The following is a 26,879-nucleotide window of genomic DNA, read 5'->3' as shown; positions in this document are numbered from 1 at the left end:
TAACAAATCAATATTAGCATGTTTATCCTATTTATTGATTTTGTAATTATCGTTTCCGATTTAACTATAGAGATTGAAAAATGAATAACATTAATCGAATTGCGATTGTTGGTGCAGGCGTGGCGGGATTGGCACTGGCGATACTTGCCACAAAACGAGGTTACAAGGTCACAGTATACGAGCGCGCTAGTTCAGTGTGCTCAATTGGTGCGGGGGTAACCCTGTGGCCAAATGCCATGTTTGTATTGCAGCAGCTAGGACTAGAAAGTGAAGTAACGCGTGCTGGGGGAAAACCCGATTATATGCGGCATTTTAATCATTATGGTGTACAACAAGGTGAATTTGATATTGAAGAAGTGAACCTGTTGTGTGGCTTTCCAAGTGTCACCATATTACGGCGCGATCTTATGAAGATTTTGGTAAAAGCATTTACTGATTTAGGTGGTACTATTTGCTTGAGTTGTTCCATTAAATCGCAAGATATCGTTAGCCTTAAACAAACATTTGATTTGGTAGTAGGTGCTGATGGACGTATGAACTCAGCGGTGCGCCAGTTTTTATACCCAAAAACTGTAACGCCCAGTTACCATGGTTTTATAAATATTATTGGTGTTAGCAAGCTAAGCGAAGATTCCGTATCTAATACTATTTGTGATTTTCGTGATAACGCAGAGCGGTTCGGCATTGTGCCCGTTAAACAAGGTTGGTGTTATTGGGCTGCGGCATGGAATACAGAAATAGCTAGAGAGCGGACTTTGGCAGATTGGCAAAAAGAGGTTAATGCCCGTTTTAAAAACTGGCCAAAGCTGGTTCGAAGTGTGCTAAACGCAACTGATAAAGCAACGTTAAACCGTATTTTTGTTCATGATATTGAGCCATTACCATATTGGCACCACGATAACGTTGTGATTATAGGTGATGCCGCTCATGCTCCTTTACCCACATCAGGGCAAGGCGCATGTCAGGCGCTAGAAGATGCATGGCATCTTATTCAACTTTTGCACCCAGAAGTTGAGTTGAATGATGCCCTTACACGCTTTTATCAACAAAGGTTCACTAAAACTACAGCTGCTCAAACCGTTGGTCGGCAAGTCGCTCAAAAAATATTTGTTGAGCAGACAGAGCCGCAATCACCCTCAAATATTTCAGCTACGCAGTTAAGTCAATTTTGGATGAAGGGGCTTTGATTGAGGTTTTTAAAAGTAAGGTTTTTAAGTGTTTAGGTATATTTTGTAGCGTATTAATAAAGATATTAAGGTATTAAAGCTCGTTTAATAAAGGTTTCCAAGGCATAGTGTGTGCTCTGTTCCTGTTTCGCTTTTTCAATAATAGGTATGCCCCAACTGCATCCTATTTTGCTTAAAAAATCGCGCCAGCTTAGTCCTCCTGGACCAACAGCACTATCTAACTCACTTAAACCAAATGACCTGGCGCCTCCGGTTTGTGCAATCGGAGGCAAGTTGGGATCGTTAGTATAGCCGCCAAGCACAAAAGGTTTTGCCACATTGCTTTGGTTAATTGCAAAGTAAAGCACTTCTTTTCTTTGTGTGTCGGTGTAAGTGGCGATTTTTTTCATGGGTTGCAACGTTAACGTTTAGTGTAATACTCGCGTATGTGGCTATTGCCATCATTTTGTGAGTTTCCCATATATTCCCAGTAAGTGGTTTCGTTTGCGAAATGGAGCTGTGATATCTGTGTTTTACCGTATCGGTCAAACTGTAAAACAATGCTGCTATCGGTACATCCTAAAATTGAGTAGTTTATACGTTCTTCTTTTGCTGGCATCGTCATGGTTTTTTCGCCCATTTTGATTTCAATATCAGGGGTGTTGATGCGCATTTCCTGTTTGTTATTGAATGTTATGACTTCTTTACCTTGAGTTTGGGTCATAAAAGCCCACGCATTGCCGTCAACATTGGCCCACTTTTTATTGAATGATTCGAACTTTTCGCTGGATGATGCCCATGTTCCGGTCAAGGTAGGGCAACTCATCGCAATATTGGGTAAAACAAGGGGTAAACAGAGGATTAATTTTTTCATATGTAGAATGACAATTTATTTGTGCAAAGCCTATTTTTATTATTAGAGCGTGTTGACTTTTATGGTCTAAATTCTGTTCAAATCCAAACCGTTTTGATCGCGGCGTCGCTTTGTAGACTTAGTGGGCTAAGTCAAAAAGCGACAACAAAGAGCACAATGGTTTGGGTTGAACCCTACAGGCAGCGCTTGTTTGGCATTTATACTGTATTTCCACTCATTTATGTAGAATAACTACACCACAATCGCTCTGTCTTGTCTACATGCCAAACAAACTGCTGCAGAAATAGACAGTAAAGGTCAACACGCTCTAGCATCAAATTATATAACTTATTGCCATTGTTGTGTTTTTATAGATGTAAAAGAAAGTTACACAAGGCTTAATTTGAGCCTGTTATAACGGATGAAGTGTTTATTGGTGGCTGAGCGTCTTTGTTTGCGCTTAACTAGAAACTAAGCTATTTTCCGAGCCAAATTCAGCCATTGTTAAAGAGTATGAATATTAATTTACGTGCCATTAGTTGCGCTGCCGTGTTAGGTATGCTGTTGGGCTGCAGTGCTGTGCCAACACCGCAGCAAGATGTTAAAAATACCAACGAGAACAAAGTGCTTCGCATTGCAACATTTAATGTCAGTATGGAAGCCACGAATTACCAATCAAGCGAACAATCAGCTACAAAATCAACCCTAAATGCAAATGCGCTTACGCAAGCACTAGCAAGTGGTAACGAGCAACAAATTAATAATATTGCTGAAATTATTCAACGTACCCGCCCAGATATTATTTTACTTAACGAGTTTGATTACATTGCAAAGCGCGAAAAAGGCATTGATTTATTTAAGACGGCATACCTTGAAGTATCGCAAAATGGGTTAGCGCCAATTACTTACCCATATGTGTATCTTGCTCCCGTAAACACAGGGGTAAAAACCGAATTAAAAGGTGATGCTGTTAAGCTTACTCATTTTGGTTTTGGCCGTTACGCTGGGCAGTATGGCATGGTACTGTTGTCGAAATATCCCATCGTTTCAGAGCAAGTCCGCACTTTTCAGCATTTTCTTTGGCAAGATATGCCGAATAACTTGATGCCAGTTAACCCAAATGGCAGCCAATGGTACTCAAGTGACGAGCGCGCGATAATGCGTTTGTCGTCTAAGTCTCATTGGGATGTGCCGGTAAATGTTTGTGATAACACGATTCATGTGCTGGCAAGTCACCCAACACCACCAGTATTTGACGGCGAAGAAGACCGTAATGGAAAACGCAATCACGATGAAATCCGCTTTTGGCGAGATTACATTAGCCCATCAAGCAATCACTACATTTATGATGATAACGGTCGCCATGGCGGCGTTAGTCCAGAGTCGTTTGTGATTTTAGGCGATTTAAACGCCAGCGCAGTGGAAGGTGATGCGCACCCAAATGCGATTAATCAATTATTGTTTCACCCAGATGTTAATCACTATGGCGCGCCAAAATCAGAAGGTGGCTTGCAAAATAAACTTGAAAACACACACGCTGCAACACATACCGCAGGGTGGGGAATGCGTGCCGACTATGTGTTGCCGTCAGCAAATTTAAAGGTGTTAAACAGCGCTGTGTTTTGGCCCGCAAAAGGTAAACAAGGTGCACATTTAGTTGCCAATAGAAGTGCCTCGTCAGATCATCGTTTAGTTTGGGTTGATGTTAAAATAAGGGATTTGCCTGGCTGTAAGAATTAGCCAGAACTTACTCCCTTATGTGTTGGTTTCCATACTAGCTTTAGTGCAAAGGTGAGCGGGTGGGCGATATCGATTATTCGGTGATTTTTCGGTCACGCCACCAAAAAGCTCAAAAAACAAAAATTGCGTTTTAAATTTCAACAAATCCTAATAAGGAGATTTATTTAGCAATTTCCTTGAAGTGACAAGAAACACTCAAATGAACCAATTTGAGCGGGGCTTGGCTAAAATATTTCAGTCACAAGTTTGTGTTTTACTTACCGTTATTAAATGTTGTCTATACTTATGATGCTAACTATCAGGAGGATAGGGAACGGTGAGCTACTACTACACCAAAATTATCACTGGGATTTTATGCGTAGCGTTGACTACAGCAGGCTTTTATTTTTATAAGAGTCGAGCTAAAACGGCTACAACACAAGAAGATGAGGTGGTTTATGAAACATATAGTGTTAACCACCCATTACAACCGATCCCTTCGATAAAATACATCGATAAACGTTGGGTTAGTTTAGGTAAAGCGTTATTTCATAGTCCTTTATTGTCGAAAGACAATACTGTCTCTTGTGCATCCTGTCATATGGTTGACTATGGTGGAGACGATGGTTTCTCTGTTTCTTCAGGTGTTGGGAGCAAAGTTGGCATACGAAACTCTCCAACAGTTCTAAATTCGGCTTTTAATTTCCGTCAGTTTTGGGATGGCCGCTCAATTACTCTTGAAGAACAAATTGATGGGCCAATTCATAATCCGGTTGAAATGGGCACAAACTGGGCTGACATCATTGAAAAACTATCTCGCGATGAAATGTTTCAGTATGCGTTTGAAGAGTTAGCTATCACTGCAATCACACCTGAGCATGTTAAAAAGGCCATCGTTCTATATGAAAAAAGCTTGATCACGCCAAACAGTCCGATCGATCGCTACCTTCTTGGAGATCAGTCTGCGCTCAGCACTCAACAAGTAAGAGGGCTTTCTAAATTTGTTGATTTTGGGTGCATAACTTGTCATCAGGGGAAAAACATAGGTGGAAATGTATTTCAAAAACTGGGTCGTATTAAACATATGCCCAAAAATTTGTCACTGGATTACGGTCGATACTTAGTTACGCATAATGAGGCAGATAAACATGTTTTCAAAGTGCCTAGTTTGCGCAATGTAATGCACACTGCTCCGTATTTTCATGATGGCTCAGTAGAGACAATTGAAGAGGCAATTTCAATTATGGCTGAAACTCAACTAGGCCGAAAAATATCACAACAAGATATAGAAGATATTAAGGCGTTACTGGAAAGTTTTAGTGGTCAATTGGCAACGGAAAGCACACTATGAAATCGAGTTTTGTTCCTGAATCTATCGCTTTAATTACGTGTTTGTTTTTTAGTTTATTAGCGGTTAATCAATCTTTTGTTTCTAAAGAGTTAGTGCATGAAGTAGAGGTGCTGCAGTCGTTAGAGACATACGTGCCACAGTACCAAAATGAAGTTGTTTCAACTAATTTAACCTCGACCTTACATTACGATAAGTATGCTCAGTTGCAGCAAAAAGTTGAAATGCTAATGGCGTTAATTCAAAGCAATGTGTCGATAAAGCAAGAATTGCAAGAATATTTAGTCCAAAGTAGTCAGTATGTGCAGCTTGTTAGTATGTTAAAAACATCAAAGCGAACGATTGTTCGTAGTAACTTTATTGGGAATGGACAAGCAACAGAGATACAACTAAAACTCACGAAAACGTTTTTAAATTTTCTTGTTGAAAGTAACCCGCAGGTGTTGTCGCAATTATCTGACTTGAAAGATAAAATTAACCAGATACCAGAGTCTTCAGCTGATTGGTACTTAGTGGAGCAGCACTTAAGCTTTATAGTAGATAACGTTGTAAAAGCGACTCAATTAAAACGCAATGTTACTGATTTAAAAATTAATGAAAAACTTTCTAGCAGCTTCAGAGAGCAAACAAGCTTATTGAATCGTAGTGAATTACAATTTTTGTATTTCTCTTTTAGCGCATTTGCAGCGTTAATCGGTTTACTAATTATCGTTTTAGTAAGACAAAAAAAACAAATCATTATTGAGTCTGAAAAGCATCAACATGCGGCTAATGTAAAAGCACAGTTTTTGGCAAATATGTCACATGAGATCCGAACGCCGATGACTGGCATTATTGGTTTAACAGAGCTCTGTTTAGCAACGAACTTAACACATACACAAAAAGACTACCTTGAGAAACTTCATTTTTCGGCTCAGTCACTGCTCACAATCATCAATGACATTTTGGACTTTTCAAAAATAGAGTCAGGTAAACTTACGATAGAGCAAGTTAGCTTTTGCCATGACAGTTTAATTGCCAACATTGATGCTTTGTTGAGTCAGGGCGACAGTAAAAAACAAGTTGAGCTTATATTTGATATTTCGCCATCGCTTCCCGCCAACTTAAAAGGAGACCCCGTGCGCATAAGTCAGGTGTTAATTAACCTGTTATCAAATGCGTTAAAGTTCACAGAGCAAGGCCACGTTATTTTGCGGGTACGCCATCAACAAAAGGGGGACAAAACATGGTTTTGCTATCAGGTTATCGATACTGGCATTGGCTTATCTGAGGAACAAATGTCACGTTTGTTTCAGCGATTTTCTCAAGCCGACACTTCAACAACACGAAAATACGGCGGTACAGGACTTGGACTATCAATTAGTAAACTCTTAGTTGAATTGATGGGAGGCACAATCAGTGTAGAAAGTCGAATCTCTAAGGGCAGTACGTTTTCGGTTGAGCTACCGCTAATAATTCAATCTGCCGATGAAGTAGAAAAGCCCTCTTCAGATTTTGGTGGAAAGCGGGTGCTATGTGTTGAAGACAATGAAACGACTGGTTCAATTATCAAGGATATGCTTGCAAGCTGGAATCTACACGTAACAGTTGTTACTTCGCTTGCTGAAGCTATGACGATTGTTAACGAGCAAGCCTTTGAAATCGCTATGGTAGACTATCAGTTGGGTAAAGAAACCTGCATACCGCTGCTCAACTACTTAAGTAAACTTGAAGCTTGTCCTTCAAAAGTTATTGTTTTCAGTGCGTTTGACACTGTCTTTTTACAAAAGCAATTACACGATGTACCACTAGATTTAGATTTCATTGCAAAACCGATTACGCGTCGTCGTTTGTACAAGTTAATATCAACTAAATTACAGTCCGAGGTCGATAATAAAGCTAAATTACCTTGCAGAAATAATTCAAATATTCGAGTGCTATTAGTTGAAGATAATAAAATTAATCAAACGATTGCGAGTACAATTCTAAAAGGGTTTGGTTATTATTTTGAGATTGCTGAAAACGGTCAGCAGGCGATTGATATTATTAGTAATAATTCTTTTGATATCATATTAATGGATATTCAAATGCCTATTTTGGATGGCATCGAGGCAACTAAAATTTTACGTAACTCTTACAGTAAGGAAGCCCTACCAATTATAGCGCTTACTGCAAATGTAACGGAGGCTGAAGTTGAGAAGTATTTAGCTATCGGCATGAATGCGCACTTATCTAAGCCGTATGTAAAAGAACAGATGCAAGAGGTTATCGGCTCACAAATCACATTGATTGAACAACATCGAGAATCAAAATTGCCATGATATGCTATTTGTTGATGACAGTATGTTATTGTTTTAAATTTAAATATGCGTACTATCGTAAGCGCATCAGCTACAAGATAAGTCAGCGAGATAACAAGTTCGAATTTATGCGGCCAAGCGCTTGGCGTTAGCTGTTTAATTTGATTCCACGTTATTTAGGTTACAACTTCCCCATTAACCTTATTTATACGATAGCCAATTCTTTCCACTGTTGTGATTAGATCGTGTTTTGTCCGCATACTCGCGATTTTAATTTCATTATCAGCCAAATTTATGTCGATTAAAGCGCATCTATCCAGCGCTTTAATTGCACTTTTTATTGTGTTTGCGCAATGATTACAGGTCATTGCGTCAATGGTCAGCTTTAGCATGTTTTGCTTCCTTTATTTAAAAACACCACACCCTAAAGGTTACGCTGGTGGTAAGGTCAACAACTCCAAGGCCCACCTTTAAGGTTAACAAAAATACTATTTGACCTTACCATCGTGGTAAGGATTAAAGTGATATCTCGACAAAAACGTCAAAGCGGAGATTAAAATGGATAAACGCATACAATTTAGTGTGTCTGGTATGTCATGCGCTTCCTGTGTTGGTCGCGTAGAAAACGCGCTAAATAAAATAACCGGAGTGACTAAGGCGAGCGTTAACCTAGCAAGCGAAAGTGTTAGTGTTGAAGGTGATGCTAATTTAGCTGACGTTGTGCAAGCCGTAAAAAATGCGGGCTACGGCGTAGAGACGCGTGAAGTTCATTACCAAGTTACAGGTATGGGGTGCGCTTCTTGTATTGGTCGCATTGAAAAGGCTGCATATTCATTACCGCAAGTTATTAACGCCAACGTTAATTTAGCAACAGAAAAGCTCACGCTTACCGTATTATCTGAACCTGCTTTTGACGAACTTTCACATGTTATTAGCGAAGCTGGTTATACGCTAGTTGAGTCAGAATCAGTAACGCCAAACGAGCAGCAAAATACCAGTGAAAATCTGCCAATTTATCGTAGAGAGTGGTTTGCACCTGCCGCCTCGATGGCATTAACGCTACCCATGCTATTGCCAATGTTTGGCTTGTTATTTAATTTTCATTGGATGCCACCCGCTTGGGTGCAATGGGCGTTAGCAACGCCTATTCAGTTTTACTTTGGTGCCCGTTTTTATCGTGCGGGATGGGGCGCATTAAAAGCGGGTGTTGGTAATATGGACTTGCTTGTTGCTATTGGCACCAGCGCCGCCTATGGATTATCGCTTTACTTGTGGTGGTCATTCAGCGCTGAGCACGGTCAACCCCATTTGTATTTTGAAAGCAGCAGTGCGGTGCTGAGTTTAGTATTGCTCGGTAAGTACCTTGAACATCGCGCTAAGCGCCGTACAACCAGTGCATTAAAGGCATTAGAAAATCTAAAACCAACTACAGCAACCGTTTGGCGTAACAATACTTGGCAAAGTGTCGCTGTATCACATGTAAAAAGCGGTGAGCGCATCAAAATTAAGCCAGGCGAACGCGTGCCGGTAGATGGTGTGGTGCTAAGTGGCCAGTCACAAATTGATGAAGCGCTTATCAGCGGTGAAAGCGTGCCCGTTTATAAAACCGAATCAGACAAAGTAACCGGTGGCTCGGTTAATTTAGATGGTGTTTTGGAAGTTAACGCCACGAGCGTTGGCGCAGAATCAACACTGGCCAAAATTATTCGTTTAGTTGAACAAGCACAGGGCGCAAAAGCGCCGGTTCAAGCCTTAGTTGATAAAGTAAGTGCGATATTTGTGCCTGTTGTGCTGGTGGTTGCACTGATCACCTTGCTTGCCTTTGGAATCGGCACAGGTGATTGGACAACGGGTATTTTGAACGCCGTAGCAGTTTTGGTTATTGCTTGCCCGTGTGCCTTAGGTTTAGCAACGCCTGCGGCAATTATGGCGGGTACTGGCACGGCTGCACGATTTGGCATTTTAGTAAAAGATGCCCGGGCGCTGGAACAAGCAACCAGTATCGATATGGTGATTTTTGATAAAACTGGCACTCTCACAGTAGGTAAGCCAGAACTAAGTGAAATGCATGCTTTTAATGCCACGCAACAAGATGCATTGCAATTAGCCACATCACTTCAGCAATATAGCGAACACCCGTTAGCAAAAGCGATTGTTGATAAAGCGGCTGCGCAGCAACTCGACTATTTACCAGTATCTGATTTTAAAGTTGTTGCAGGGCGAGGGGTTAAAGCGAGTTATCAGCAAAATACGGTTTACCTTGGTAGTACGTTTTGGATGCAAGAGCTTACAATCTCATTGCCTGATTTACCGACTCAAATACCGGGTGCATCGTTATCTTGGTTAGTAAGTCAATCGCCGAACGAACAAGCAAAAGTACTCGCGCTGTTTTATTTTAGCGATGCGCCGAAAGTACATGCGGCCAGCGCGGTAATTCAGTTAAAACAACAAGGCATTAAAGTGGCAATGTTAACTGGCGATAGTCAAACCAGCGCGGAATATATTGCCGAGCGGTTAGGGCTGGACGAATATCAAGCGCAGGTATTGCCTGAACATAAAGCCCAGTACATAGCTCAAGCACAGCAGCAGGGTTACACGGTTGCTATGGTGGGTGATGGTATTAATGACGCGCCGGCGCTGGCACAGTCCGATCTTGGTATTGCTATGGCGACAGGCACCGATGTGGCAGTCAGTGCCTCGGCTATCACATTAATGCGCGGTGAGCCGAGCTTAGTGGCGTCGGCATTAACCATGGCAAAACTCACTTATCGCAAAATTAAACAAAACTTATTTTGGGCGTTTGTTTTTAATGTGATTGGTATTCCATTGGCAGCATTGGGTTATCTCAATCCTATTATTGCTGGTGGCGCGATGGCGGCCAGTAGTTTGTTGGTAATTAGTAATGCGCTGCTGTTGCAGCGTTGGCAACCAAAGGCATAAATAAAATGAGCACCTTAATCACCATAGGTGAAGCGGCAAAGCGCAGCGGACTAACCGCTAAAATGATCCGTTATTACGAAGCCAGCGGCTTATTAAGCTCAACGACGCGAAGTGAGGCGGGTTATCGCTTGTATAACGCACAGCAATTGCAGCAGTTAACGGTAATTAAACGAGCGCGCAAGTTGGGTTTTTCGCTTGCGCAAATACAATCGCTGCTCGACTTAATGCAAAACCCGAGTCGCACTAGCCGAGAGGTGAAAGCGATAACACAGCATCATTTAGACGATATCGAGCAGAAAATTAACGAACTGCAACAAATGCAAGAAACCCTAAAACGACTTGCAGATAACTGTAGTGGTGACGAAAGTACCGATTGCCCAATTCTTGATGGCTTGTGTCAATCAAGCGAGCAATAAGGTGTTAAATGTCGCTAAAAATGTGCTTATTTATGACTTTTAGCGACATACACACACTAAGTTTACTTAGGGTAACTAATAATATTGTGAAAAACCGCGGTTTCGCTTAGTGCTTCATAACCGTGCGGTTGATCGCTATAAAAACGAATGCTGTCGCCTTGTTTTAAAAGATGCCATTGTTGGTCAAAAAACACCTGTAATTCACCTTCAATCACGTGAATATGCTCAATAACGCCCGCACTATGCGCACTTGATAGTTGCTGGTGGCGCTCAGATAAGGTGATCTCGAATACTTCAATGCCTGTGTCTGGTTGAAACGCAAATAAGGTATTTATTTTCATGCGCGGGTCGTCTGGGAATACCCGCTCACTTTCGCGCAAGTCTGGTTTATCTGCGAAAAATGCTGAAAATGACGTTTCTAACCCACTGGCAATTTTCCATAACGTGGCAATGGTTGGGCTAGATTCTTCTCGTTCAATTTGGCCAAGCATGGCTTTTGATACACCAGTCAGCTTAGCGGTTTTATCTAAGCTTAACCCTTTCTTTTGACGTTCACTTTTTAAATGTTGGGCAATTTCGGCTCTAAAAATCGCATCTTTCATAGTAACTTCTCAGTTGTGCGTTATAGCGCACGATGTTATTGTTTTGTCTGTTGTGCGTTATTGCGCACAACAGACAAAACAATAACACAGAGAATAACGAATGATGAACACCAAATACCTATCTGTAAGTCATATCACTGCGGGGTTTAGCGCTGTACTAATCGGTTACACCAGCTCTATTGTTATTATTTTACAAGCGGCAACGGCAGCGGGTGCCTCTGCGGCACAAATTGAAAGTTGGTTGCTCGCCCTCGGCTTAATGATGGGACTGAGCTCAATAGGTTATTCTTGGTATTACAAAATACCTATTTTAACGGCCTGGTCCACCCCGGGGGCTGCGATGCTAGTAAGTATTGCCCCGCAACATGATTTGCCTACGTTAGTTAGTGCGTTTGTTGTTACTGGTGCGCTCATTTTCACTACGGGGCTTGTTACACCACTATCAAATGCCCTAAAACGCATTCCTTCACCGCTGGCAACCGCCATGCTTGCCGCTATTTTATTGCCGTTTTGCGTAAAAGCGTTTGAACCTATTATGAGTATGCCGGGTGTGTTTTTGTTGATGTTCATTGCTTATGCGTTAAGTAAACGGTTTGCCGCAAAGTACACCATGTTAATGCTGCTTATTGTTGGTTTAGCTGCGGCGTTTTACCTTGATAATGATTTAGTAAGCACAGCACACTTTGCCGTTGCTAACCCCGCTTGGCTTACACCTGAGTTTGATGTGATGGCGATTTTTAACGTTGCAGTGCCGCTTTATATTGTCACTATGCTGTCGCAGAATTTATCAGGCATAGCAATGATGCAAAGCTATGGATACACCGCACCGGTTAAACCTATTTTAGTAGGTACAGGGCTTATAAATATGCTGGCTGCGCCGTTTGGTGGTTTTAGTTTAAATCTTGCTGCTATTTCTGCTGCAATGTGTATGACTGAAGAGGTTGATAGCAACAAGGGCAATCGTTATCGTGCGGTAATTTGGGCTGGTTTGTTTTATATTTTGGCAGGGTTATTAGCGACAAGTGTTGTCTCTATTTTTGTTGCGTTTCCAAGCGAAGTGACCCAAATGCTTGCTGGTTTTGCATTATTGGGTACCTTGTTAATGTGTTTGCAAAGTGCATTTTCAAATCTGCGCTACCGTGAAGCGTCGTTACTTACATTTTTGGTCACGCTTTCAGGCATTAGCTTTTTGGGGTTAAATGCAATTATTTGGGGTTTATTACTTGGTTGGTTCTATGCCAGCTTAATGAACAAAAAGGCGGAAAATTCGTAACTAAATTAACGTTATATTGGTGTTACTAAAATAGTATTAGCCGGATAAAGCGTTAATGATAGCCAAGGCATCTTCTTGATTGGTGAAGGCACGAACATTTAAGCCCGATTTTTCAATAAACGCGTTTAGTAAACTTAATTGCACGCGATTGGCACACACAATAGCAATCATTTGACAGTTGTTTTCAAGGCTCCACATGTAGGTTTGCCCGATGGTTTTCATTACTTCAGGGCAGCCCAAGGTTTCGTCATCAATTACATCTATGCGATACCACTTTTCAAGAAAGTTAGCGCTAACTTGCTTTTTGAGCTCTTCAAATGCGCTATTGATACCAATAACATTAAAAGGGCCAAATACATCTAACTGAAGAATATTGCCATGCCAAGAGTAGTTAACTTTTCCGTGCGCAAACATGATTACATCTGTGTTTTCAAATTAGGGTCAGTATATGTTGAAAGTCAGTAATTGAACACTAAAATCGTTTAATACCGTCTAACATCGGCAATCTTGCAGATACTTGTATCGCAAGATTACCGATAAGATGCGCTACAAACGCATTAGCATATTTTCAATGCGGTAAGTACCAGCATGCGCTCTTACACATGTGGTGTTTGCATCTTTTTCAAATGTAACGGGTGTATCTTTTTGCGTGGTTTCAACGAGTGTCATTGCTTGTTTTTCGCTGTTACAAAAGTCTTGCAGCGCGCGTCGAATTTGCCCGTTTGAAATGGCATTTTCAAAAACGTTTTCTTCACTTGAAAGCGCTTTTTTATTATCACTTTTTTCTTGTTTTAGACTTGAGAGCGTAAATTTTTCACCGCTAGGCATAAAGTGATAACGAAAAGTGTTCTTTGCTGTGTGCTCTAATACTACAACGCCTTCTTTACCGATGACCGACATCTTCCCTGTGTTTTTTTCCACTTTTAACGCGGTTGTTTCATCTACACCAAAGCCAAATTGTTGTTTGGTTGCTTGCATTAAAACGGCTAAGCGAGGGGTACGGCCACGCTCGCTAAAATGGGTATCCAAAATACCGAAATCAAAACTGCTTAAACCACCGTGTTTATCAAATGTGAGCGCATCAAACTCAAGGTGCTGGCAGCCACCTTGGTTATGACAATTTTCAGCTGGCGGCGGCGCATCAAACGCGCCATTTTTCAGTGCGTTTAGGCTACTGCCGTTAGTGATCATAGGCACATAACCATAATTATTTTGGCCACCCGATTGCATAGCCGTGCCAGCACTTGTGCCTACTAAAATTTCTCGGCTTTGAATAACTTCAAACCAAGGGTAAGCTTCTTTTGTCTCAGCATTAATAAACACCTGCTTAGTAAGCGATTGATCCCCGCCATTAAAAAACAGGCCATCGGCGCTGTTAAGGGTAGTGATTAAATTGTCGATGCCAGCATCACACAAGGCTTTTTCTTGCGCTGTTAAATCGGGGTAAACCGTGCCGCGGTTATAGGCTAAATTAATTTTGTTGCGGTAGTGATCAAGGTTTTCGCAATCTTGTTTTGAAATGGCTTTAGCAAGCGCTGGTGTCAGTGCTAACCACTTTGCATTTATCTTATATTGACTAAATAGGCCGTTATAAAAATCGGCGGATTCATAAGGGTCACGAGAAGACGCTGTGACTAAAAACAGGGTTTTATTTGGCGCGTTTTTAATGTCTAAACTAATGGCGTTTAAAATCTCAGTTGTGCCTTTAACTTTGTTTTTGTTTGTGAGTACTTGCTCGCTAATACGCTTATTTTTCACAATGAGTGGTAGTTCAAGCATATCAAATACAAAGTAATACTCTTGATTGCTTAAAGCGCGGTATAAAGCGGCATTTTCGCCTTTAAATTTTTCAATAAGCTCTGCTTTGGTAATGGCGTTTTTGCTTTTTATTTTGTTGAGCAATTTTCGCGTGGCAATTTTGTGCTGTGTGTTGGTATTTGGCCAATTTGAGTTAATCGCAGTGATGGCTGTTTCGTTAATTAAATAGAGTGAATGGGTTTTTGCATGGGATGAAAATGAAGTTTTTTCAATGCAGTTTTTTGGCGCTAAACTCGAACACGTTTTAAGTGCGCCGCCCGCTAAATAAAGTGTTTTCGCAGAGGATGTTAGGCTATAAAAAAGCGAAAACGCGAGGGTGAAATTTTTTACAAAAGACACAAGGTTCATGATTAATTTCCAATCAAGTTTTAAAAAATGGCTTGTCATCACAAAAAAAGCTGTGATATAAAAATTATGAACTTTGCGGGATGCAAACTAGCACACGCCAGTTTGTAATGTCAAAATACACGAGATGAAGAAATGTTAAAAAAAGCGAATCAGCTTGTTTGCTACTTCTACTCACCACACTACCTTTCTGAGTGGTTCGACGAGTAGACACACGGTTTTTAACCGTGGTGTTGTCTATTTGTATGCAACCCACCCCCAAAAATTACAAAAACAATAAATTTGTCGATTAAACAATTAAGTTGCATGTGATTTGCCATAATCATAACAACTAAAACACAGCATTTTTACGCCCAAATTGCATGATAGATCCGTCTATCGTTTGTGAATCTGCGTGTCTTGTTGAATCGCACCTAATCAGAAACAGGTGAAGTATGTATAACAAGTTAACCCTAGCCATTTTTGCGGCACTGTCAGTGTCAGCACAGGCTGCAGAGCAAGAATCCAAAAACTCAGAAGAAGTATCAGTTGAGCGCATTGAAATAACCGGTTCACGCATTAAAGGCGTTGACCTTGAAGGCACCCAACCAATCACAATTTTAAGTGCCGAAGACATCGAGCGTTCAGGCGCTTCATCCATATACGAATTACTGCAAGATATTCCTCAGCTAAAAGGTGGCGCAGGCACATTCTCAACCAGTGAAAGTGGTAGTACATCAACCTCTACACCAGCAGGGCAAGCCGCAGCAAGCTTACGTGGTATGGGCCCATCAGCAACTCTTACGCTGATTAATGGTCGTCGCGTTGCGCCAAGTTCATTTGCCGCAGGCACGCAAAACTTTGTCGATGTAAACTCTATTCCACTGGCAGCAATCGAGCGCGTTGAAATCTTAGCGACAGGTGCGTCGGCAATTTATGGTGCAGATGCGGTGGCGGGTGTGATTAACTACATCTTGAAAAAAGACTTTGATGGCGGTGAAGTTGAAGTGAGTTACGGTGATAGCTTTGAAGATTCAGATGAAAGTAAAAAACAAATTAATCTTATTTGGGGCACCAAAATTGGCGAAGGTAACTTAACCGTATTTGCCGATTATTATGACCGTAACCAGTTTAATGCAAGTGACCGCGATTACCTTGCATCGCCTAATTTAGTTAACAGCTATTCATACTTACCAAAGCTTGAAAACACGCCAAATATTTATTACTACAGCAGCCGTGATGGTAATGAACAGCCTGCACCTGGCTGCTTAACTGAGCTGGTTACAACCGAATACGGCGAGCAAATTTGTGCTTACTACGGTAATCAAGACGATGTATTACGCGCACCGTTTGAAAGTATGTCGGGCGGTTTTATGTTTAACCAAGCTGTGGGCGACTTTGTTTGGAATACCGAAATGTTCTACAGCAAAACTAAATCTACCGCGTATTCAACGCCTGCGGCAATCAACCGAGATGATGACAGCGAAGGTCCTTGGATTAAAGAAGATGCCTTGTTTATTTATAACGGTGCTAACGGTGATAACCCATTACTTGATTCGCTGTATATTGAGCCGTTTGATACTTTGCTTGGACAAGAGCAATTTGGCTTCAGATTTAGTGCACGCTTTAACGACCCACGCACAGTAGAGGTTGAATCTGAAAATATGCGTTTTGTTTCTAGCCTTGAAGGGAAATTAGCAGATTGGGATTGGGAAACAGGCATCATGTTTTCTGAATCACGTTCAGATCAAGTAGCTGTAAAGGGCGTTTACAACCGTTATAAATTCCATGCAGCAATAGCAGGTGAGCTGTGTTCAGATGGCACCATTGCACAGCAAAACAATGGTGATATTAGCTGTGGTGCAGGCTCATTACTTGATTTTTATAACCCATTTTTAGTGGGGGATGGCACTAACGATGCGACCTTAGCGCTTACGCAAGAAACGCCAACGCGTAACGGTAAAAGCCGTGTTTACGGTTGGGATTTCACGCTTTCTGGCGAACTAATGACAATTGGTGATAGCGACATTCAATCGTCATTTGGCCTTGAAGCCCGCAAAGAAGAACTTTCAGATTTTCCGTCAGCGAACGCGGTAGCAAATGCAAACAATAGCTACCTTGTTGATGTATTTGGTTATGGTTCGAGCATTGCCGAAGCTGAGCGCACACAACTTGGTGCATTTGCCGAGCTTTATGTACCAGTAGGTGACAAAATTGAAATGCAACTTGCAGGGCGTTATGACCATTTTGATGACTTTGGCTCAACTTTTAATCCTAAAGTGAGCATAAGCTATCGCCCAGTTGATTCAGTAATGTTACGCGCAGCGTGGGCAACCTCGTTTAGAGCACCTTCGCTTACCCAAGCAGGTGTAAAACTCAGAACAACCACATCAACCTTTGATTGTGGCGCAAACCAAGCGGTAGCTGATTTATACTGTGAAGGTGACGGCACACAAGTGACGGTAAATAGCCTAGAGCTTGGTAACAGCGAATTAAATGCAGAGGAATCTGAGTCACTCTCACTAGGTTTTGCATGGAGCCCAAGCCGCGATACCACCATCACATTAGATTACTGGCAATTTAATTACGACGATGTCATTGATACCAATATGACAGGGGTACTTGCCCGTGCTATTACTGATGACTCATTGCGCCACTGTGGGTTAGTTCCTAATGGTGAAATGGGTATTTCATACGGTGAAAACGTGTGTCGTTACTGGGATGATAGCGGCCTGCGCATTGATGAGGCGGGTGCAAACTTATATGAAATTTTGGATAAGTATGTCAGAGGGGATAGTCCACGTTCAGCAAGCCTAGAGTTCTATCGCGACCATGTGATTCAATTAGAAAACACTGGTAGCCAAGATATTCGTGGTTTAGACATTAAAATTGATCAGCGTTTTCGTTTTGATGCGGGTGATTTAACGTTAAAACTCGACGCCACTCACTACCTTGATTACGACCGTAATAAGCCGGGCTCAGACGACATTGAGCAACTTGTTGGCACATTCCGCTACCCTGAAAATATCGGTCGTTTTTCAATTTCATTTGATGCAGAGCGTTATTACATCTCGTTTGGTGCAAACTATACTGATAGTTATCAAGATGATATAGAAGGTTTACGCGACCGTGAAATCGACGAGTTAATTGAACTTGGCGAATTAGATGACAATGAACAGCGCGATGTGAAAAGCTGGACTGTGGTGGACTTAAGTGCGGGTTATGAAGTATCAGATTCAGTGATGATCCGCGCCAGTATCGATAACTTATTCGATAAAAAGCCACCGAGCGTTTACGGCTCATCACGTGGTTTTGACTCAATTAATCACGATGCTTACGGTACAACGTATAACCTTGGTGTAACTTACCGTTTCTAATGGGCTAGTGGGGGTAACCCCACTTTTAAAAACACACATGAAACAACAATTTAAAATGCCTGATGCGTTCGTTATTTTGTTAGTGATCGCAGGGCTTTGCTATCTCGTGTCTTTCTTTGTATTGCCGGGTAAATTCGACGGTATCAGCCAAGGTGCTACCGTATCACTGGCGCAATTTAGTCAAGCGGTAAGCCCTCAGCCAGCGGCGCTGTTTGCAACGAACGGTGATGCAGGCCTACTTAATATTCTTTTTGAAGGCCTAGTCAGCGGTGATAGAAATGGCGCAGCAATTGGCGTAATTGCGTTTATTTTAATTACTGGTGGTGCATTTGGTGTGCTAATGCATACCAAAGCCATTGATAACGGCATTATGGCGCTTATTAGCTCTACTACCCGTATTGATTGGCTGTTTATACCTAGTTTGTTTATCACCTTTGCGTTAGGCGGCGCTATTTTTGGTATGGGTGAAGAGGCCATTGCATTTTGTATTGTGCTCTTTCCGATCATGAAAAAGCTTGGTTATAACGCGCAAGTAACTGTGCTGGTGACGTATGTGGCAACGCAAATTGGTTTTGCGGCGTCACCTATGAACCCGTTTAGTATTGCCATTGCGCAAAGTATTGCAGGCTTACCTGTCTTTTCAGGTGCAGAGTTGCGTACCGCCATTGCGGCAGTGTTTATTTTTGTTGGCATGGTATTTACCGTGCGCTACGCAGCGAGCATTCGTAACATTGAACAATTGCCTGAAAATACCGCGCAAGCTGCGCTCACCAATACCGACAAGCTACTGTTAGTGACCTTTTTAGCAGTGATTGTTTGGGTGATTTATGGTGTTACGGCAAAAGGCTATTACATTCCCGAACTTGCTACCCAGTTTTTTGTTTTGGGTTTAGTTGTGGCGATTGTTGCCAAGCTTGGCAACAGGCAGAGCATTGAAGAGTCGGTGGCCGCGTTTAAACATGGCAGTGCCGAACTACTGCCAGCTGCGCTATTAGTTGGCCTTGCAAAAGGTTTAGTGCTATTGCTAGGCGGTGGCGATTTAGCCGAGTACTCATTACTCAATACGCTACTTTATTATGCGGCGTCGTTTATCTCGCATGTGCCCGATGTGATAGCTGCTTGGTTTATGTATTTATTCCAATCAGTGTTTAACTTTTTTGTCTCATCGGGTTCAGGTCAAGCCGCGATAACTATGCCAATTATGGCGCCACTTGCTGACTTAATTGGCGTATCGCGTCAAACAGCGGTGCTGGCATTTCAGCTAGGTGATGGCCTAACCAATATTATTATCCCAACGTCAGCGAGTTTGATTGGCTGTTTAGGCGTTGTAAAACTTTCATGGAACGAATGGGCGCAATTCATTTGGCGCTTTATGTTGTTTTTATTCTCTTTAGCAAGCGCAGTGGTCATTGTTGCGCATCTTATAAATTATCAATAAAACATTATGTTAACTCTAATTAAGCAGGCCGAGTGTTATTCCCCTAAAAGACTCGGCAAACAAGACGTGCTTATTGCAGGCACAAAAATTATTGCAATCGAAGCTGACATTAACCTTGATACCAATGTTGCGTGTGAGGTGATTGATGGCAGCGATTTAATTGTAGCGCCTGGCTTTGTTGATTCTCTGGTGCACATTAGTGGCGGCGGTGGCGAAGCGGGTTTTGCCAGCCGCACACCAGAAATGAACTTAACGGATGCCACCATCGCAGGCATTACAACGGTGGTTGGTGCGCTTGGTACCGATGATGTTAGCCGCACTCACAGCGACTTAATCGCCAAAGCAAAAGGGTTAAAGCAAGAAGGCTTAAACGCTTTTTGTCATACTGGTTCGTATCATTTACCCGCAAAAACACTGGGCGAAAGCATTAGCCACGACATTATGTATGTGGATGAAGTGATTGGTTTGGGTGAAGTAGCCATTAGCGATCATCGCGGTCGCCAAATTACTACGCAGCAACTCGCTGAAGTTGCCGCCGAAGCCAGAACTGCAGGCCTTTTAAGTGGTAAACGCGGCACCGTATCGATTCATGTTGGGTCGGGCAAAACGCATGTTAATTTGCTTCATGATGTGGCCAATAACACGGATATTCCGCACTCGCAGTTTTACCCAACACATATGAACCGTAATGCAGAGCTATTAACTGCGGGCATTGAATTTTGCCGTGCGGGTGGCACCATCGACTTTACGACCAGCACTACCGAATACGATTTGGCTAATGGCGAGCTTGCCGCGGCCGAAGCCCTTGCGTATTGCTTAGATAAAGGGGTGAATGTCGCGCAGCTCACCATGAGTTCAGACGGTCACGCGAGTTTACCAATTTATAATGAGCAAAATGAGCTAGTCGGTTTTGAAGTGGGTACTGAGCTGTCATTGCTAAGTTCATTTCAGCAGGCGGTAAAACAGTTTAATGTGCCGATTGAAAAGGCATTAAGCGCAATTACGATAAACCCCGCGCGCATTCTTGGCCTGAATAAGGGCGAGCTTAAGCAAAACGGTGATGCCGATGTGGTGCTGCTCCGTCAATCAGATTTAACCGTGCACAGCCTATGGTGCAATGGCAAAAAAATGATTGAAGACAGCCAAATCGTTGCGAATGGATTTTTTAATAGCGCAACCTGAATTCAGGTTAATAAACCGACTTGATGATATAATCCCAAGGGTTAGCGTAAGCTAACCCTTTTTGTTTTTATTTTCGAGGTGTTGTTTTATATCTTGCAGGTCTTTCTCGAGCATTTTTACTAACGATTTTTTCATTAATAAACCCATAATTCCCGAGATTAGCTTACCAATAAATGTCATTGATTGACCAGAAAACGACATGGACAAACGGGTGATCCCGTCAGTTTCTGTTACTGCCATTTTAGTCAGGTATACCGCACCACAGTTTTCAGCGCGGGTGCAATAATATTGGCCTTCTACTGCTTCGGTTATCCACATGGTTTCGCTTGCTTCTTTGCCAAACATCTCGCGGGTTTCTGTCCACTTTAAGCCTACTAACCCAGTTTCTGGCCGCTCTAATACTGTTAAGTCAATGATTGCATCAATCATATTTTTACAGTTGTCGATGTCGGTGATTGCTTGCCATACCTGCTCTTTCGCGCAATTTATTTCTGTTGAAACATTAATTTGCATATTGCACCTTCAAGTATGTGTGATTGATTTAACATAGTAATTCATAAAAGTTTCGCTGTTTATTAATCTAATAAACATAGCGGTTTTTTTGTTAATTACATGGTTATTTCGCTAATCATTTTTTAAAAACAAACCTTATCAAGCAACTGACTTAATTGTTTTTTTGACCTTTTTAAGTGCCATTTTTTGCTTTAAAGGCGAAAGGTAGTCAATAAACAACTTACCTTTTAAATGATCGATTTCATGTTGCAATACAATGGCAAGAAAATCATCACTTTCAATGGTTACTTCTTTGCCTGTGCGGTCTAAACCTTTAACGGTTACTTCGGTATAACGCTCTACGTCTGCGTAGTAACCAGGAACTGATAAACAGCCTTCTTGCCCCATTTCTTTGTGGTTACCACTTACAACCTCTGGGTTAATTAGAATGAGTGGTGCATCTCGTTGCTCAGAAATATCAATAATGATAATGGCTTCGCTTCTGCCTACTTGTGTCGCGGCAAGCCCAATGCCATCGTCGGTGTGATACATGGTATCTAGCATGTCATCAATTAAAGTTTGCACGCTTGCAACATCGGCTACCTTTTCGGCGTTAACTTTTAATTTCTCGTTTGGAGCTTTTAGTATTTCTAAAACGGCCATTTTACCTCAATTATTTTTGGCTAATCGCCCTTTATGGGGCTTTGGAGTGCTTGCTGATTAAATATGATAAACAAGCAAAGTATTATGATGGCGCAATTGTATGTTAGAAAAGCGCTGATTGATAAACGTTATTTTCGATTTGTGTGCCAGCAAATTCAAAATTGAGTTGGCCAATTTTGCGAAACCCTAAATGTAAATAAAACCCGTTAGACTCGTTTTCAACCCAAGTGTACAGCCAATACACGTTACCAAATTCGTGTTCTACCGCGGTTAAAAGTTGTTTACCTAAACCTTGGCCTTTAAATCGAGTATCGATATACAGTTTTTCAAGCTCAAAACCATTATTTGCCGATTGATAGTGAGAGTTCATATTAAGAAGTGCATAGCCTTGTATTACTTGGTCTTTTTCAATCACTAATAAGTTGTAATCTGGCGAATCAAGTAACGAACTAAAATAGCTTTCAGTAAATGTAGCAAGGGCATACTGCGCGTATTCGCGCTTTATGCCTTCAACGGCATAGGTGTCGAGCCACACTTTTATTGAAAGGGCGGCTAATTGTAAGCAATCATCCTTGCATGCATGTCGAATCATAGTGTTGTAAATGTCTTCTATTATTGTTGTTTTACTAACGCCACTTTTTTAATGCCATGGCTGGGTGTAAAACGCTTAAACTCGTTAAAACCGTGTTTTTGGTATAAACGAATAGCAGGCGCGGTGACTAGCGCGGTTTCAACAATAGCTTTGGTAAAATCAAACGCATTTAACACATACTCCATCAGTTTTCCTGCAATGCCTTTACGAAAATGCTCTGGCGCTACGGTTAAACTGTCTATTTCTAATAGGTTGTCTTGGTATGTGATTTCGATAACACCTGCAAGGCTGTCACCTTCATAAAAACCATAAAACAAGGTGTTGGAGTTTGCTATATCCTGTGGCGTGCGCGATAGCGGTGGAAAATTATCAGTGCCAATTAGTGCAGCTTCAATTTTATAAGAAGTTTGAAACACAGCGTAAATGTGCGAAGCAATATCGCTATTTGAATGGGTAAGTTGAGCTATCATATTTTGTTAATTAACTGCCTAACTGGGTAATATGCAAAAGTTCGCCCGAAGGTCCCCAAAGATAAAATACTTTGCCCCAAGGCATTTGTTGGATTGGTGAGATTTTAGTTTTGTATTTTGAGTTGCTACATAACTCAAACGCATCATAGATATCTGCAACGCAAATTTGCAACATAAAGTTTTTTGCTAAATCTTCGTTGTAAAAGCGCTGCAAGAAGAAAAGACAATCGCCATTTTCAAAAAGCGTAAGATCATCGCTCACATATTCAGAATTAAAGCCAATTTCAGCATAAAAAGATAAAGAGACCTCGTAGTCCTTACTCGGGATAAATGTTTTTATATCGATAACATCCATGATATTTCCATAAATAAGCAGCACGTATTAACACTTAAAAAGTGCAAAAGGGCATTAGTGAAATGGCTAAGGGCAAAGTGAATGCGCCTACAATTTTACAAAACTATAAATAGCGCAGGTGCATTAGTAAACCTTTCAATAGCCAAAGATAACTAAACACATTTAAAAACGGAGGTTTAGGCAATGGAATCGGCGGGTTTTTTAGATTTTTTTACGGCAAATAGGCTTTAAGTTAAGGCTAATTGTATGCTTACTAAACTCATTACAGCTCACTAATTTTAAGCATTTATTAAAGACAATTTCACACAAATGTTTATTTTGTATATTTTATACGATATAGTCGGGCAATAAAGATTTTATACAAAAGGTAATACGATGCAAACAAATAGTACAGATTGGCGTTATACGGTTATGCCTGCCGTGTTTACATGGTTAAAAGAGACTGAAACAGGCGCACTTGAAATTGACCTAGTTGCAACTCAAAAGTACGCAGCCGATATTTTACGTGTTGAAGGTAAAGCTGGCACACGCATGGGTGGGCTTGTTGGTTCGGGCACGCTGGGTGAAAACAGCTACCTAAGCGCTGAGCAGCGTCTTTCTCTACTAAGTGCGCTTTCTGAGGTTGCTAAAGAATTTAACGTACCTTTAATTAGTGGTGCTACGGCAGAAACCAAAGAAGCGCTTGCAACTATTGTAAAAGAGTTGGCAACAGTTGGTGTAGATACGGTAATGGTAATGCCACCAAAAACCCAAGAAGCGCCTTCTGATGATGAAATGTATGCTTACTACGCCCTTGCTGCTGATGCAGCTCGTGAAGCGGGCATCACAATTATGCCTTACAACAACCCAGATGCAGCGGGTTACCATGCGCTTTCAACCGATATATTAAGAAAGCTTGCAGCGCTACCAGAAGTAACGGCACTTAAAATCTCAACAACGGACGTATCAGTTATTGAAACACTGATGCTAGAAAACAAAGATGCAAAAATCTTAGCAGGTGTAGACACAGTAACCGTTCACGCAGGCCTTGCTGGCGCATGTGGCGGTATTACAGGTGTAGGGTGTATCTTCCCGAAAGCAAGTGTAACCATGCAAGAGTATGTAAATGACGGTAATTGGGCTGAAGCGAATAAAATCTCGCAAGCAATGAACTCAATTTCTTACCTTGATGCACAGCCATTGTTATTAGAATACCTAAAGTTTGCATTTGGTATTCACCACAATGACGAACAAGGCGGCCTGCGCACATTAGGTAATAAGCTTACTGCAGCGCAAATTGATGATGTACGCGCACGTTACCAACTTGCAAAAGCGCGCCTTGAAGCACTTGGTTTAGCTGAATAATACTTTTAGTTTTTTGAAAAGATTAAAGCTCCTTTTTAGGAGCTTTTTTTGTGGGTTTTGGGAGAGTTGTAGGTGTGCACAATGCAAGAAAAATAATCGTTAATTTTAATGTATATTAACGTGATTAAATCATCATAGAGTTTTGCCCGCTTTTAAACAGTTTGTTAGGTATCGCTAGCAAAAATTTCTGTTCTTATTTTTTGCCACTCTTCCCACACATTTTCTGAGTCAATATCCGCATAGCCTCTATTTTCCGCAGTTGCTACTGCAACATCTTCAGGAACCAGAACGTATGAGGAAGTATCTTTTATCTTTATAACCTCCGCTTCTGTTAATTCTGCTTCTTTTAACTCTTCTGCACGAATGAGGAGAGCAACTAAAGGCGGGATGTAATCTTTAACTTCTTTCATTAAATGCTTCCATATTACAGTTATCCCTGTAGATACCTAACGCCCTAATAAACGGCGAAAAATTGTAGGCTAAAATAAGCGACGAAGGAGCGCAAGTCTATTGTTTAATTAACTTCTTATGTTTCAAACCCACAGTTTCCAGCGGTAAAGGTTACCCTCGGTTTCCGATGCTAAATCAACATAGCACTCTGTTAGGTGCCTAAGATGTTGAGTATTTAAGTCTGTTTTAATTTTAAAACCTGAGAAGTATAGACCGTCAAGTTGATACTTAATCATCGTATCATGATGTTCCCAATGATAGATTTTTCTAAAGTATTCTTTAGCCATTTTCTCGCTAGGAAAGGAAAACACTAATTCGAATTCAGTAGATTCTAAATCAGAGTGATCTTTTTGAAGTGACTTAACTATTGTTTCGATTCTATCCATGCTCAACTTGAAACATAACGACTTAATAAACTGCGGAAAATAGTAAGCTAAACTTAGCGAAGAATGAACGCAAGCCTACTGTTTTGCGTCCTTTGGTTTAGGCACTTGTTATGTGCTTTTACTCAGATTTTAAACCTGACAGCTTAACGCTTTCACCTTTTGAAATTGACTTTGCTTGGTCTAAAGTAAACTGGAACCAAAATTCAGTACGATTCTCATCGAAATAACTAAAGCAAAACTCCATTTCATCAGCGTCAAAGCCACCAACAAACGAAGGGGACTGAAACATATTGCTCGACTCTATTTCAAGCCATTGATGAGTTGAGTAGTCTTGGTTCACTATCTCAATACAAATAGATTTTAATTCATCTTCAATTGGTATATCCATCACCGACCTATTAGAGCACATAACGCCCGCATAAAATGCGGAGAATGCTTGGCTAAAATTAGCGAAGAATGAGCGCCAGCCAAGCGTTTGACGTCATTTTTGATGCGTTTGTTATACGATTTATATCGCTTGATATAATTCGTTCGGTATTTGATAAAAAGATTGCTTACCTTGCTTTGGAAGTTTTAATTCCTCAGTTTTAAACTGCGTAGTCCAATCATAACCCTCTTCGTCATTTGCAGGGTCAAAATGTATTTGAGATTTTTGAATTAACCCAGAAAGCGCATGCTTTTGTAAAAATTTAATTGCATGCCATTGGCTTAGTTCATACTCATCAATATCTGCTTCCCGTTCATATCGGCAGAAATATCCAGGCCCTGCCATCCAAAAGGCTCTCAATTTTGTAGCGGGATCAGTTTTAGGGTGCATAATAATTGCATCTATGCCAGCAATTCCGCAGCCCCAATTAAATTCTCGTAGCATTAAATCAAATTCATAAGGTGATTCAACGCTATCAAGTAATTCATTTAAATTTGACTCTGTTCTGGATTCACTCTCATCTACCCATTCATCATCAATAAAAGAATTTACTCTTTCCATTTGTTCAGAACTTAAATTCACTTCGACCTCAAGAATCGTATAACAGTTTATTAAGAGGCAAGTTGTCTCTTTTTCTACTGCAACATCGCCTGTTTACATTCTAAAGTAATTTATAACACTAATAATTAGTTGTTACTAGTCAGATAGTTATTTGAAAATTAACATTTTATAAGTTGCAGAAAACAGACAAATTGCCTGTTAATAAATTTAAATTAAGGAGGAAAAATCATTAAGAAATGGAATAGGCATAATTTTTACTTCTAACAACAAAAAATTTGATATGTGCATGGAATAATTTCTTCAATGACCTCTGCTCGCATCATTGATGACCTTGAAGGCTGTTGCAAAAAAATCATTTCCGCTTTTATCAAACCTGAAAATCAAGTTTGAATTGATAATGCGAG

Annotated in this window: 25 protein-coding genes; 11 read left to right on the top strand and 14 right to left on the bottom strand. The window is 41.1% G+C overall.

Going from position 1 to position 26,879, the window contains the following annotated elements; all coding sequences use genetic code 11:
• The first annotated feature begins 80 nt into the window (after window positions 1-80).
• Window positions 81-1,187 carry an FAD-dependent oxidoreductase gene (locus PSPO_RS21410; protein WP_010558469.1) on the top strand — a complete coding sequence of 369 codons (1,107 nt, stop codon included), beginning with the start codon at window positions 81-83 and terminating at the stop codon, window positions 1,185-1,187.
• A gap of 65 nt (window positions 1,188-1,252) precedes the next feature.
• Here the strand turns inward: PSPO_RS21410 and PSPO_RS21405 are convergent, their stop codons facing one another.
• Both PSPO_RS21405 and PSPO_RS21400 read right to left on the bottom strand, forming a co-directional pair.
• Entirely contained in the window at window positions 1,253-1,576 is a 324-nt protein-coding gene (locus PSPO_RS21405) for a hypothetical protein (RefSeq protein ID WP_010558470.1), read from the bottom strand.
• 11 nt (window positions 1,577-1,587) lie between these two features.
• Window positions 1,588-2,040, bottom strand: a complete 453-nt coding sequence (locus PSPO_RS21400; protein WP_148665307.1) for a hypothetical protein — start codon at window positions 2,038-2,040, stop codon at window positions 1,588-1,590.
• A gap of 492 nt (window positions 2,041-2,532) precedes the next feature.
• Between PSPO_RS21400 and PSPO_RS21390 the strand changes: the two genes are divergently transcribed.
• The 3 genes from PSPO_RS21390 to PSPO_RS21380 all read left to right on the top strand — a co-directional run bounded on the left by PSPO_RS21390 (window position 2,533) and on the right by PSPO_RS21380 (window position 7,386).
• On the top strand, window positions 2,533-3,759 hold the full coding sequence (locus tag PSPO_RS21390) for an endonuclease/exonuclease/phosphatase family protein (RefSeq protein WP_010558473.1): 1,227 nt from the start codon (window positions 2,533-2,535) through the stop codon (window positions 3,757-3,759).
• Between the two features lie 316 nt (window positions 3,760-4,075).
• Entirely contained in the window at window positions 4,076-5,089 is a 1,014-nt protein-coding gene (locus PSPO_RS21385) for a cytochrome-c peroxidase (RefSeq protein ID WP_010558474.1), read from the top strand.
• Window positions 5,086-7,386, top strand: a complete 2,301-nt coding sequence (locus PSPO_RS21380; RefSeq protein WP_010558475.1) for a response regulator — start codon at window positions 5,086-5,088, stop codon at window positions 7,384-7,386. The genes PSPO_RS21385 and PSPO_RS21380 overlap by 4 nt, the downstream gene beginning before the upstream one ends.
• Before the next feature lie 155 nt (window positions 7,387-7,541).
• Here the strand turns inward: PSPO_RS21380 and PSPO_RS22040 are convergent, their stop codons facing one another.
• On the bottom strand, window positions 7,542-7,757 hold the full coding sequence (locus tag PSPO_RS22040; RefSeq protein ID WP_010558476.1) for a heavy-metal-associated domain-containing protein: 216 nt from the start codon (window positions 7,755-7,757) through the stop codon (window positions 7,542-7,544).
• A 166-nt stretch (window positions 7,758-7,923) separates the two neighbouring features.
• Here PSPO_RS22040 and PSPO_RS21370 point away from each other — a divergent pair, with 166 nt between their 5' ends.
• Window positions 7,924-10,305, top strand: a complete 2,382-nt coding sequence (locus tag PSPO_RS21370; RefSeq protein WP_021033046.1) for a heavy metal translocating P-type ATPase — start codon at window positions 7,924-7,926, stop codon at window positions 10,303-10,305.
• A 5-nt stretch (window positions 10,306-10,310) separates the two neighbouring features.
• Window positions 10,311-10,721: a Cu(I)-responsive transcriptional regulator gene (gene cueR / locus PSPO_RS21365; protein WP_010558478.1), complete on the top strand. Its 411-nt coding sequence runs from the start codon at window positions 10,311-10,313 to the stop codon at window positions 10,719-10,721.
• 62 nt (window positions 10,722-10,783) lie between these two features.
• Here the strand turns inward: cueR and PSPO_RS21360 are convergent, their stop codons facing one another.
• Complete coding sequence (locus tag PSPO_RS21360; RefSeq protein ID WP_010558479.1) at window positions 10,784-11,323, bottom strand: helix-turn-helix domain-containing protein; 540 nt, start codon at window positions 11,321-11,323, stop codon at window positions 10,784-10,786.
• A 100-nt stretch (window positions 11,324-11,423) separates the two neighbouring features.
• On the opposite strand from PSPO_RS21360, the gene PSPO_RS21355 reads away from it, so the two are divergent.
• Entirely contained in the window at window positions 11,424-12,596 is a 1,173-nt protein-coding gene (locus PSPO_RS21355) for a benzoate/H(+) symporter BenE family transporter (protein ID WP_233430571.1), read from the top strand.
• A 36-nt stretch (window positions 12,597-12,632) separates the two neighbouring features.
• Here the strand turns inward: PSPO_RS21355 and PSPO_RS21350 are convergent, their stop codons facing one another.
• Entirely contained in the window at window positions 12,633-13,010 is a 378-nt protein-coding gene (locus PSPO_RS21350; RefSeq protein ID WP_010558481.1) for a hypothetical protein, read from the bottom strand.
• Window positions 13,011-13,142: 132 nt separating this feature from the next.
• A complete protein-coding gene (locus tag PSPO_RS21345) occupies window positions 13,143-14,762 on the bottom strand; it encodes a cyanophycinase (protein ID WP_010558482.1) in 1,620 nt (539 codons plus the stop codon).
• A gap of 431 nt (window positions 14,763-15,193) precedes the next feature.
• Here PSPO_RS21345 and PSPO_RS21340 point away from each other — a divergent pair, with 431 nt between their 5' ends.
• The 3 genes from PSPO_RS21340 to iadA are packed head-to-tail and all read left to right on the top strand — an operon-like array spanning window position 15,194 to window position 20,735.
• Complete coding sequence (locus PSPO_RS21340; RefSeq protein WP_010558483.1) at window positions 15,194-18,115, top strand: TonB-dependent receptor; 2,922 nt, start codon at window positions 15,194-15,196, stop codon at window positions 18,113-18,115.
• A gap of 37 nt (window positions 18,116-18,152) precedes the next feature.
• Window positions 18,153-19,553, top strand: coding sequence for a putative basic amino acid antiporter YfcC (gene yfcC / locus PSPO_RS21335; RefSeq protein ID WP_021033045.1), 1,401 nt, complete (start codon window positions 18,153-18,155; stop codon window positions 19,551-19,553).
• A gap of 6 nt (window positions 19,554-19,559) precedes the next feature.
• A complete protein-coding gene (iadA, locus tag PSPO_RS21330) occupies window positions 19,560-20,735 on the top strand; it encodes a beta-aspartyl-peptidase (RefSeq protein WP_010558485.1) in 1,176 nt (391 codons plus the stop codon).
• A 51-nt stretch (window positions 20,736-20,786) separates the two neighbouring features.
• Here iadA and PSPO_RS21325 read toward each other — a convergent pair whose 3' ends face one another.
• The 5 genes from PSPO_RS21325 to PSPO_RS21305 all read right to left on the bottom strand — a co-directional run bounded on the left by PSPO_RS21325 (window position 20,787) and on the right by PSPO_RS21305 (window position 23,307).
• Window positions 20,787-21,248, bottom strand: coding sequence for an SRPBCC family protein (locus PSPO_RS21325; RefSeq protein ID WP_010558486.1), 462 nt, complete (start codon window positions 21,246-21,248; stop codon window positions 20,787-20,789).
• A gap of 138 nt (window positions 21,249-21,386) precedes the next feature.
• On the bottom strand, window positions 21,387-21,890 hold the full coding sequence (def, locus tag PSPO_RS21320) for a peptide deformylase (RefSeq protein WP_010558487.1): 504 nt from the start codon (window positions 21,888-21,890) through the stop codon (window positions 21,387-21,389).
• A 103-nt stretch (window positions 21,891-21,993) separates the two neighbouring features.
• On the bottom strand, window positions 21,994-22,482 hold the full coding sequence (locus PSPO_RS21315; protein ID WP_010558488.1) for a GNAT family N-acetyltransferase: 489 nt from the start codon (window positions 22,480-22,482) through the stop codon (window positions 21,994-21,996).
• A gap of 20 nt (window positions 22,483-22,502) precedes the next feature.
• The gene (locus PSPO_RS21310) at window positions 22,503-22,952 is read right to left on the bottom strand and encodes a GNAT family N-acetyltransferase (RefSeq protein ID WP_010558489.1); all 450 of its coding nucleotides are present in this window, start codon (window positions 22,950-22,952) and stop codon (window positions 22,503-22,505) included.
• Window positions 22,953-22,962: 10 nt separating this feature from the next.
• Window positions 22,963-23,307 carry a VOC family protein gene (locus PSPO_RS21305; RefSeq protein ID WP_010558490.1) on the bottom strand — a complete coding sequence of 115 codons (345 nt, stop codon included), beginning with the start codon at window positions 23,305-23,307 and terminating at the stop codon, window positions 22,963-22,965.
• Window positions 23,308-23,682: 375 nt separating this feature from the next.
• On the opposite strand from PSPO_RS21305, the gene PSPO_RS21300 reads away from it, so the two are divergent.
• Window positions 23,683-24,651 carry a dihydrodipicolinate synthase family protein gene (locus tag PSPO_RS21300; RefSeq protein WP_010558491.1) on the top strand — a complete coding sequence of 323 codons (969 nt, stop codon included), beginning with the start codon at window positions 23,683-23,685 and terminating at the stop codon, window positions 24,649-24,651.
• 164 nt (window positions 24,652-24,815) lie between these two features.
• Here the strand turns inward: PSPO_RS21300 and PSPO_RS21295 are convergent, their stop codons facing one another.
• The 3 genes from PSPO_RS21295 to PSPO_RS21280 form a co-directional block, all read right to left on the bottom strand.
• Window positions 24,816-25,061, bottom strand: a complete 246-nt coding sequence (locus PSPO_RS21295; protein WP_010558492.1) for a hypothetical protein — start codon at window positions 25,059-25,061, stop codon at window positions 24,816-24,818.
• Window positions 25,062-25,605: 544 nt separating this feature from the next.
• Complete coding sequence (locus PSPO_RS21285) at window positions 25,606-25,875, bottom strand: hypothetical protein (RefSeq protein ID WP_010558494.1); 270 nt, start codon at window positions 25,873-25,875, stop codon at window positions 25,606-25,608.
• A gap of 120 nt (window positions 25,876-25,995) precedes the next feature.
• A complete protein-coding gene (locus PSPO_RS21280) occupies window positions 25,996-26,496 on the bottom strand; it encodes a DUF4274 domain-containing protein (RefSeq protein WP_148665306.1) in 501 nt (166 codons plus the stop codon).
• Window positions 26,497-26,879 lie beyond the last annotated feature (383 nt).

The organism is Pseudoalteromonas spongiae UST010723-006 (genome assembly GCF_000238255.3).
Taxonomy (GTDB): domain Bacteria; phylum Pseudomonadota; class Gammaproteobacteria; order Enterobacterales; family Alteromonadaceae; genus Pseudoalteromonas; species Pseudoalteromonas spongiae.
Note: the sequence above shows the minus strand (reverse complement) of the source record. Positions and strands in the feature narration are given on the sequence as shown.

Bases quoted from the DNA above. Each gene is read 5' to 3' on its own strand.
- PSPO_RS21325 (WP_010558486.1), bottom strand. From the start codon at position 21,248: ATGCAAATTAATGTTTCAACAGAAATAAATTGCGCGAAAGAGCAGGTA.
- PSPO_RS21360 (WP_010558479.1), bottom strand. From the start codon at position 11,323: ATGAAAGATGCGATTTTTAGAGCCGAAATTGCCCAACATTTAAAAAGT.
- PSPO_RS21410 (WP_010558469.1), top strand. From the start codon at position 81: ATGAATAACATTAATCGAATTGCGATTGTTGGTGCAGGCGTGGCGGGA.
- PSPO_RS21300 (WP_010558491.1), top strand. From the start codon at position 23,683: ATGCAAACAAATAGTACAGATTGGCGTTATACGGTTATGCCTGCCGTG.
- PSPO_RS21315 (WP_010558488.1), bottom strand. From the start codon at position 22,482: ATGATTCGACATGCATGCAAGGATGATTGCTTACAATTAGCCGCCCTT.
- PSPO_RS21310 (WP_010558489.1), bottom strand. From the start codon at position 22,952: ATGATAGCTCAACTTACCCATTCAAATAGCGATATTGCTTCGCACATT.
- PSPO_RS21350 (WP_010558481.1), bottom strand. From the start codon at position 13,010: ATGTTTGCGCACGGAAAAGTTAACTACTCTTGGCATGGCAATATTCTT.
- PSPO_RS21345 (WP_010558482.1), bottom strand. From the start codon at position 14,762: ATGAACCTTGTGTCTTTTGTAAAAAATTTCACCCTCGCGTTTTCGCTT.
- def (WP_010558487.1), bottom strand. From the start codon at position 21,890: ATGGCCGTTTTAGAAATACTAAAAGCTCCAAACGAGAAATTAAAAGTT.
- iadA (WP_010558485.1), top strand. From the start codon at position 19,560: ATGTTAACTCTAATTAAGCAGGCCGAGTGTTATTCCCCTAAAAGACTC.
- PSPO_RS21305 (WP_010558490.1), bottom strand. From the start codon at position 23,307: ATGGATGTTATCGATATAAAAACATTTATCCCGAGTAAGGACTACGAG.
- PSPO_RS21340 (WP_010558483.1), top strand. From the start codon at position 15,194: ATGTATAACAAGTTAACCCTAGCCATTTTTGCGGCACTGTCAGTGTCA.
- PSPO_RS21390 (WP_010558473.1), top strand. From the start codon at position 2,533: ATGAATATTAATTTACGTGCCATTAGTTGCGCTGCCGTGTTAGGTATG.
- PSPO_RS21380 (WP_010558475.1), top strand. From the start codon at position 5,086: ATGAAATCGAGTTTTGTTCCTGAATCTATCGCTTTAATTACGTGTTTG.
- PSPO_RS21405 (WP_010558470.1), bottom strand. From the start codon at position 1,576: ATGAAAAAAATCGCCACTTACACCGACACACAAAGAAAAGAAGTGCTT.
- PSPO_RS21285 (WP_010558494.1), bottom strand. From the start codon at position 25,875: ATGGATATACCAATTGAAGATGAATTAAAATCTATTTGTATTGAGATA.
- PSPO_RS21400 (WP_148665307.1), bottom strand. From the start codon at position 2,040: ATGAAAAAATTAATCCTCTGTTTACCCCTTGTTTTACCCAATATTGCG.
- cueR (WP_010558478.1), top strand. From the start codon at position 10,311: ATGAGCACCTTAATCACCATAGGTGAAGCGGCAAAGCGCAGCGGACTA.
- PSPO_RS21295 (WP_010558492.1), bottom strand. From the start codon at position 25,061: ATGAAAGAAGTTAAAGATTACATCCCGCCTTTAGTTGCTCTCCTCATT.
- PSPO_RS21370 (WP_021033046.1), top strand. From the start codon at position 7,924: ATGGATAAACGCATACAATTTAGTGTGTCTGGTATGTCATGCGCTTCC.
- PSPO_RS21355 (WP_233430571.1), top strand. From the start codon at position 11,424: ATGATGAACACCAAATACCTATCTGTAAGTCATATCACTGCGGGGTTT.
- PSPO_RS22040 (WP_010558476.1), bottom strand. From the start codon at position 7,757: ATGCTAAAGCTGACCATTGACGCAATGACCTGTAATCATTGCGCAAAC.
- yfcC (WP_021033045.1), top strand. From the start codon at position 18,153: ATGAAACAACAATTTAAAATGCCTGATGCGTTCGTTATTTTGTTAGTG.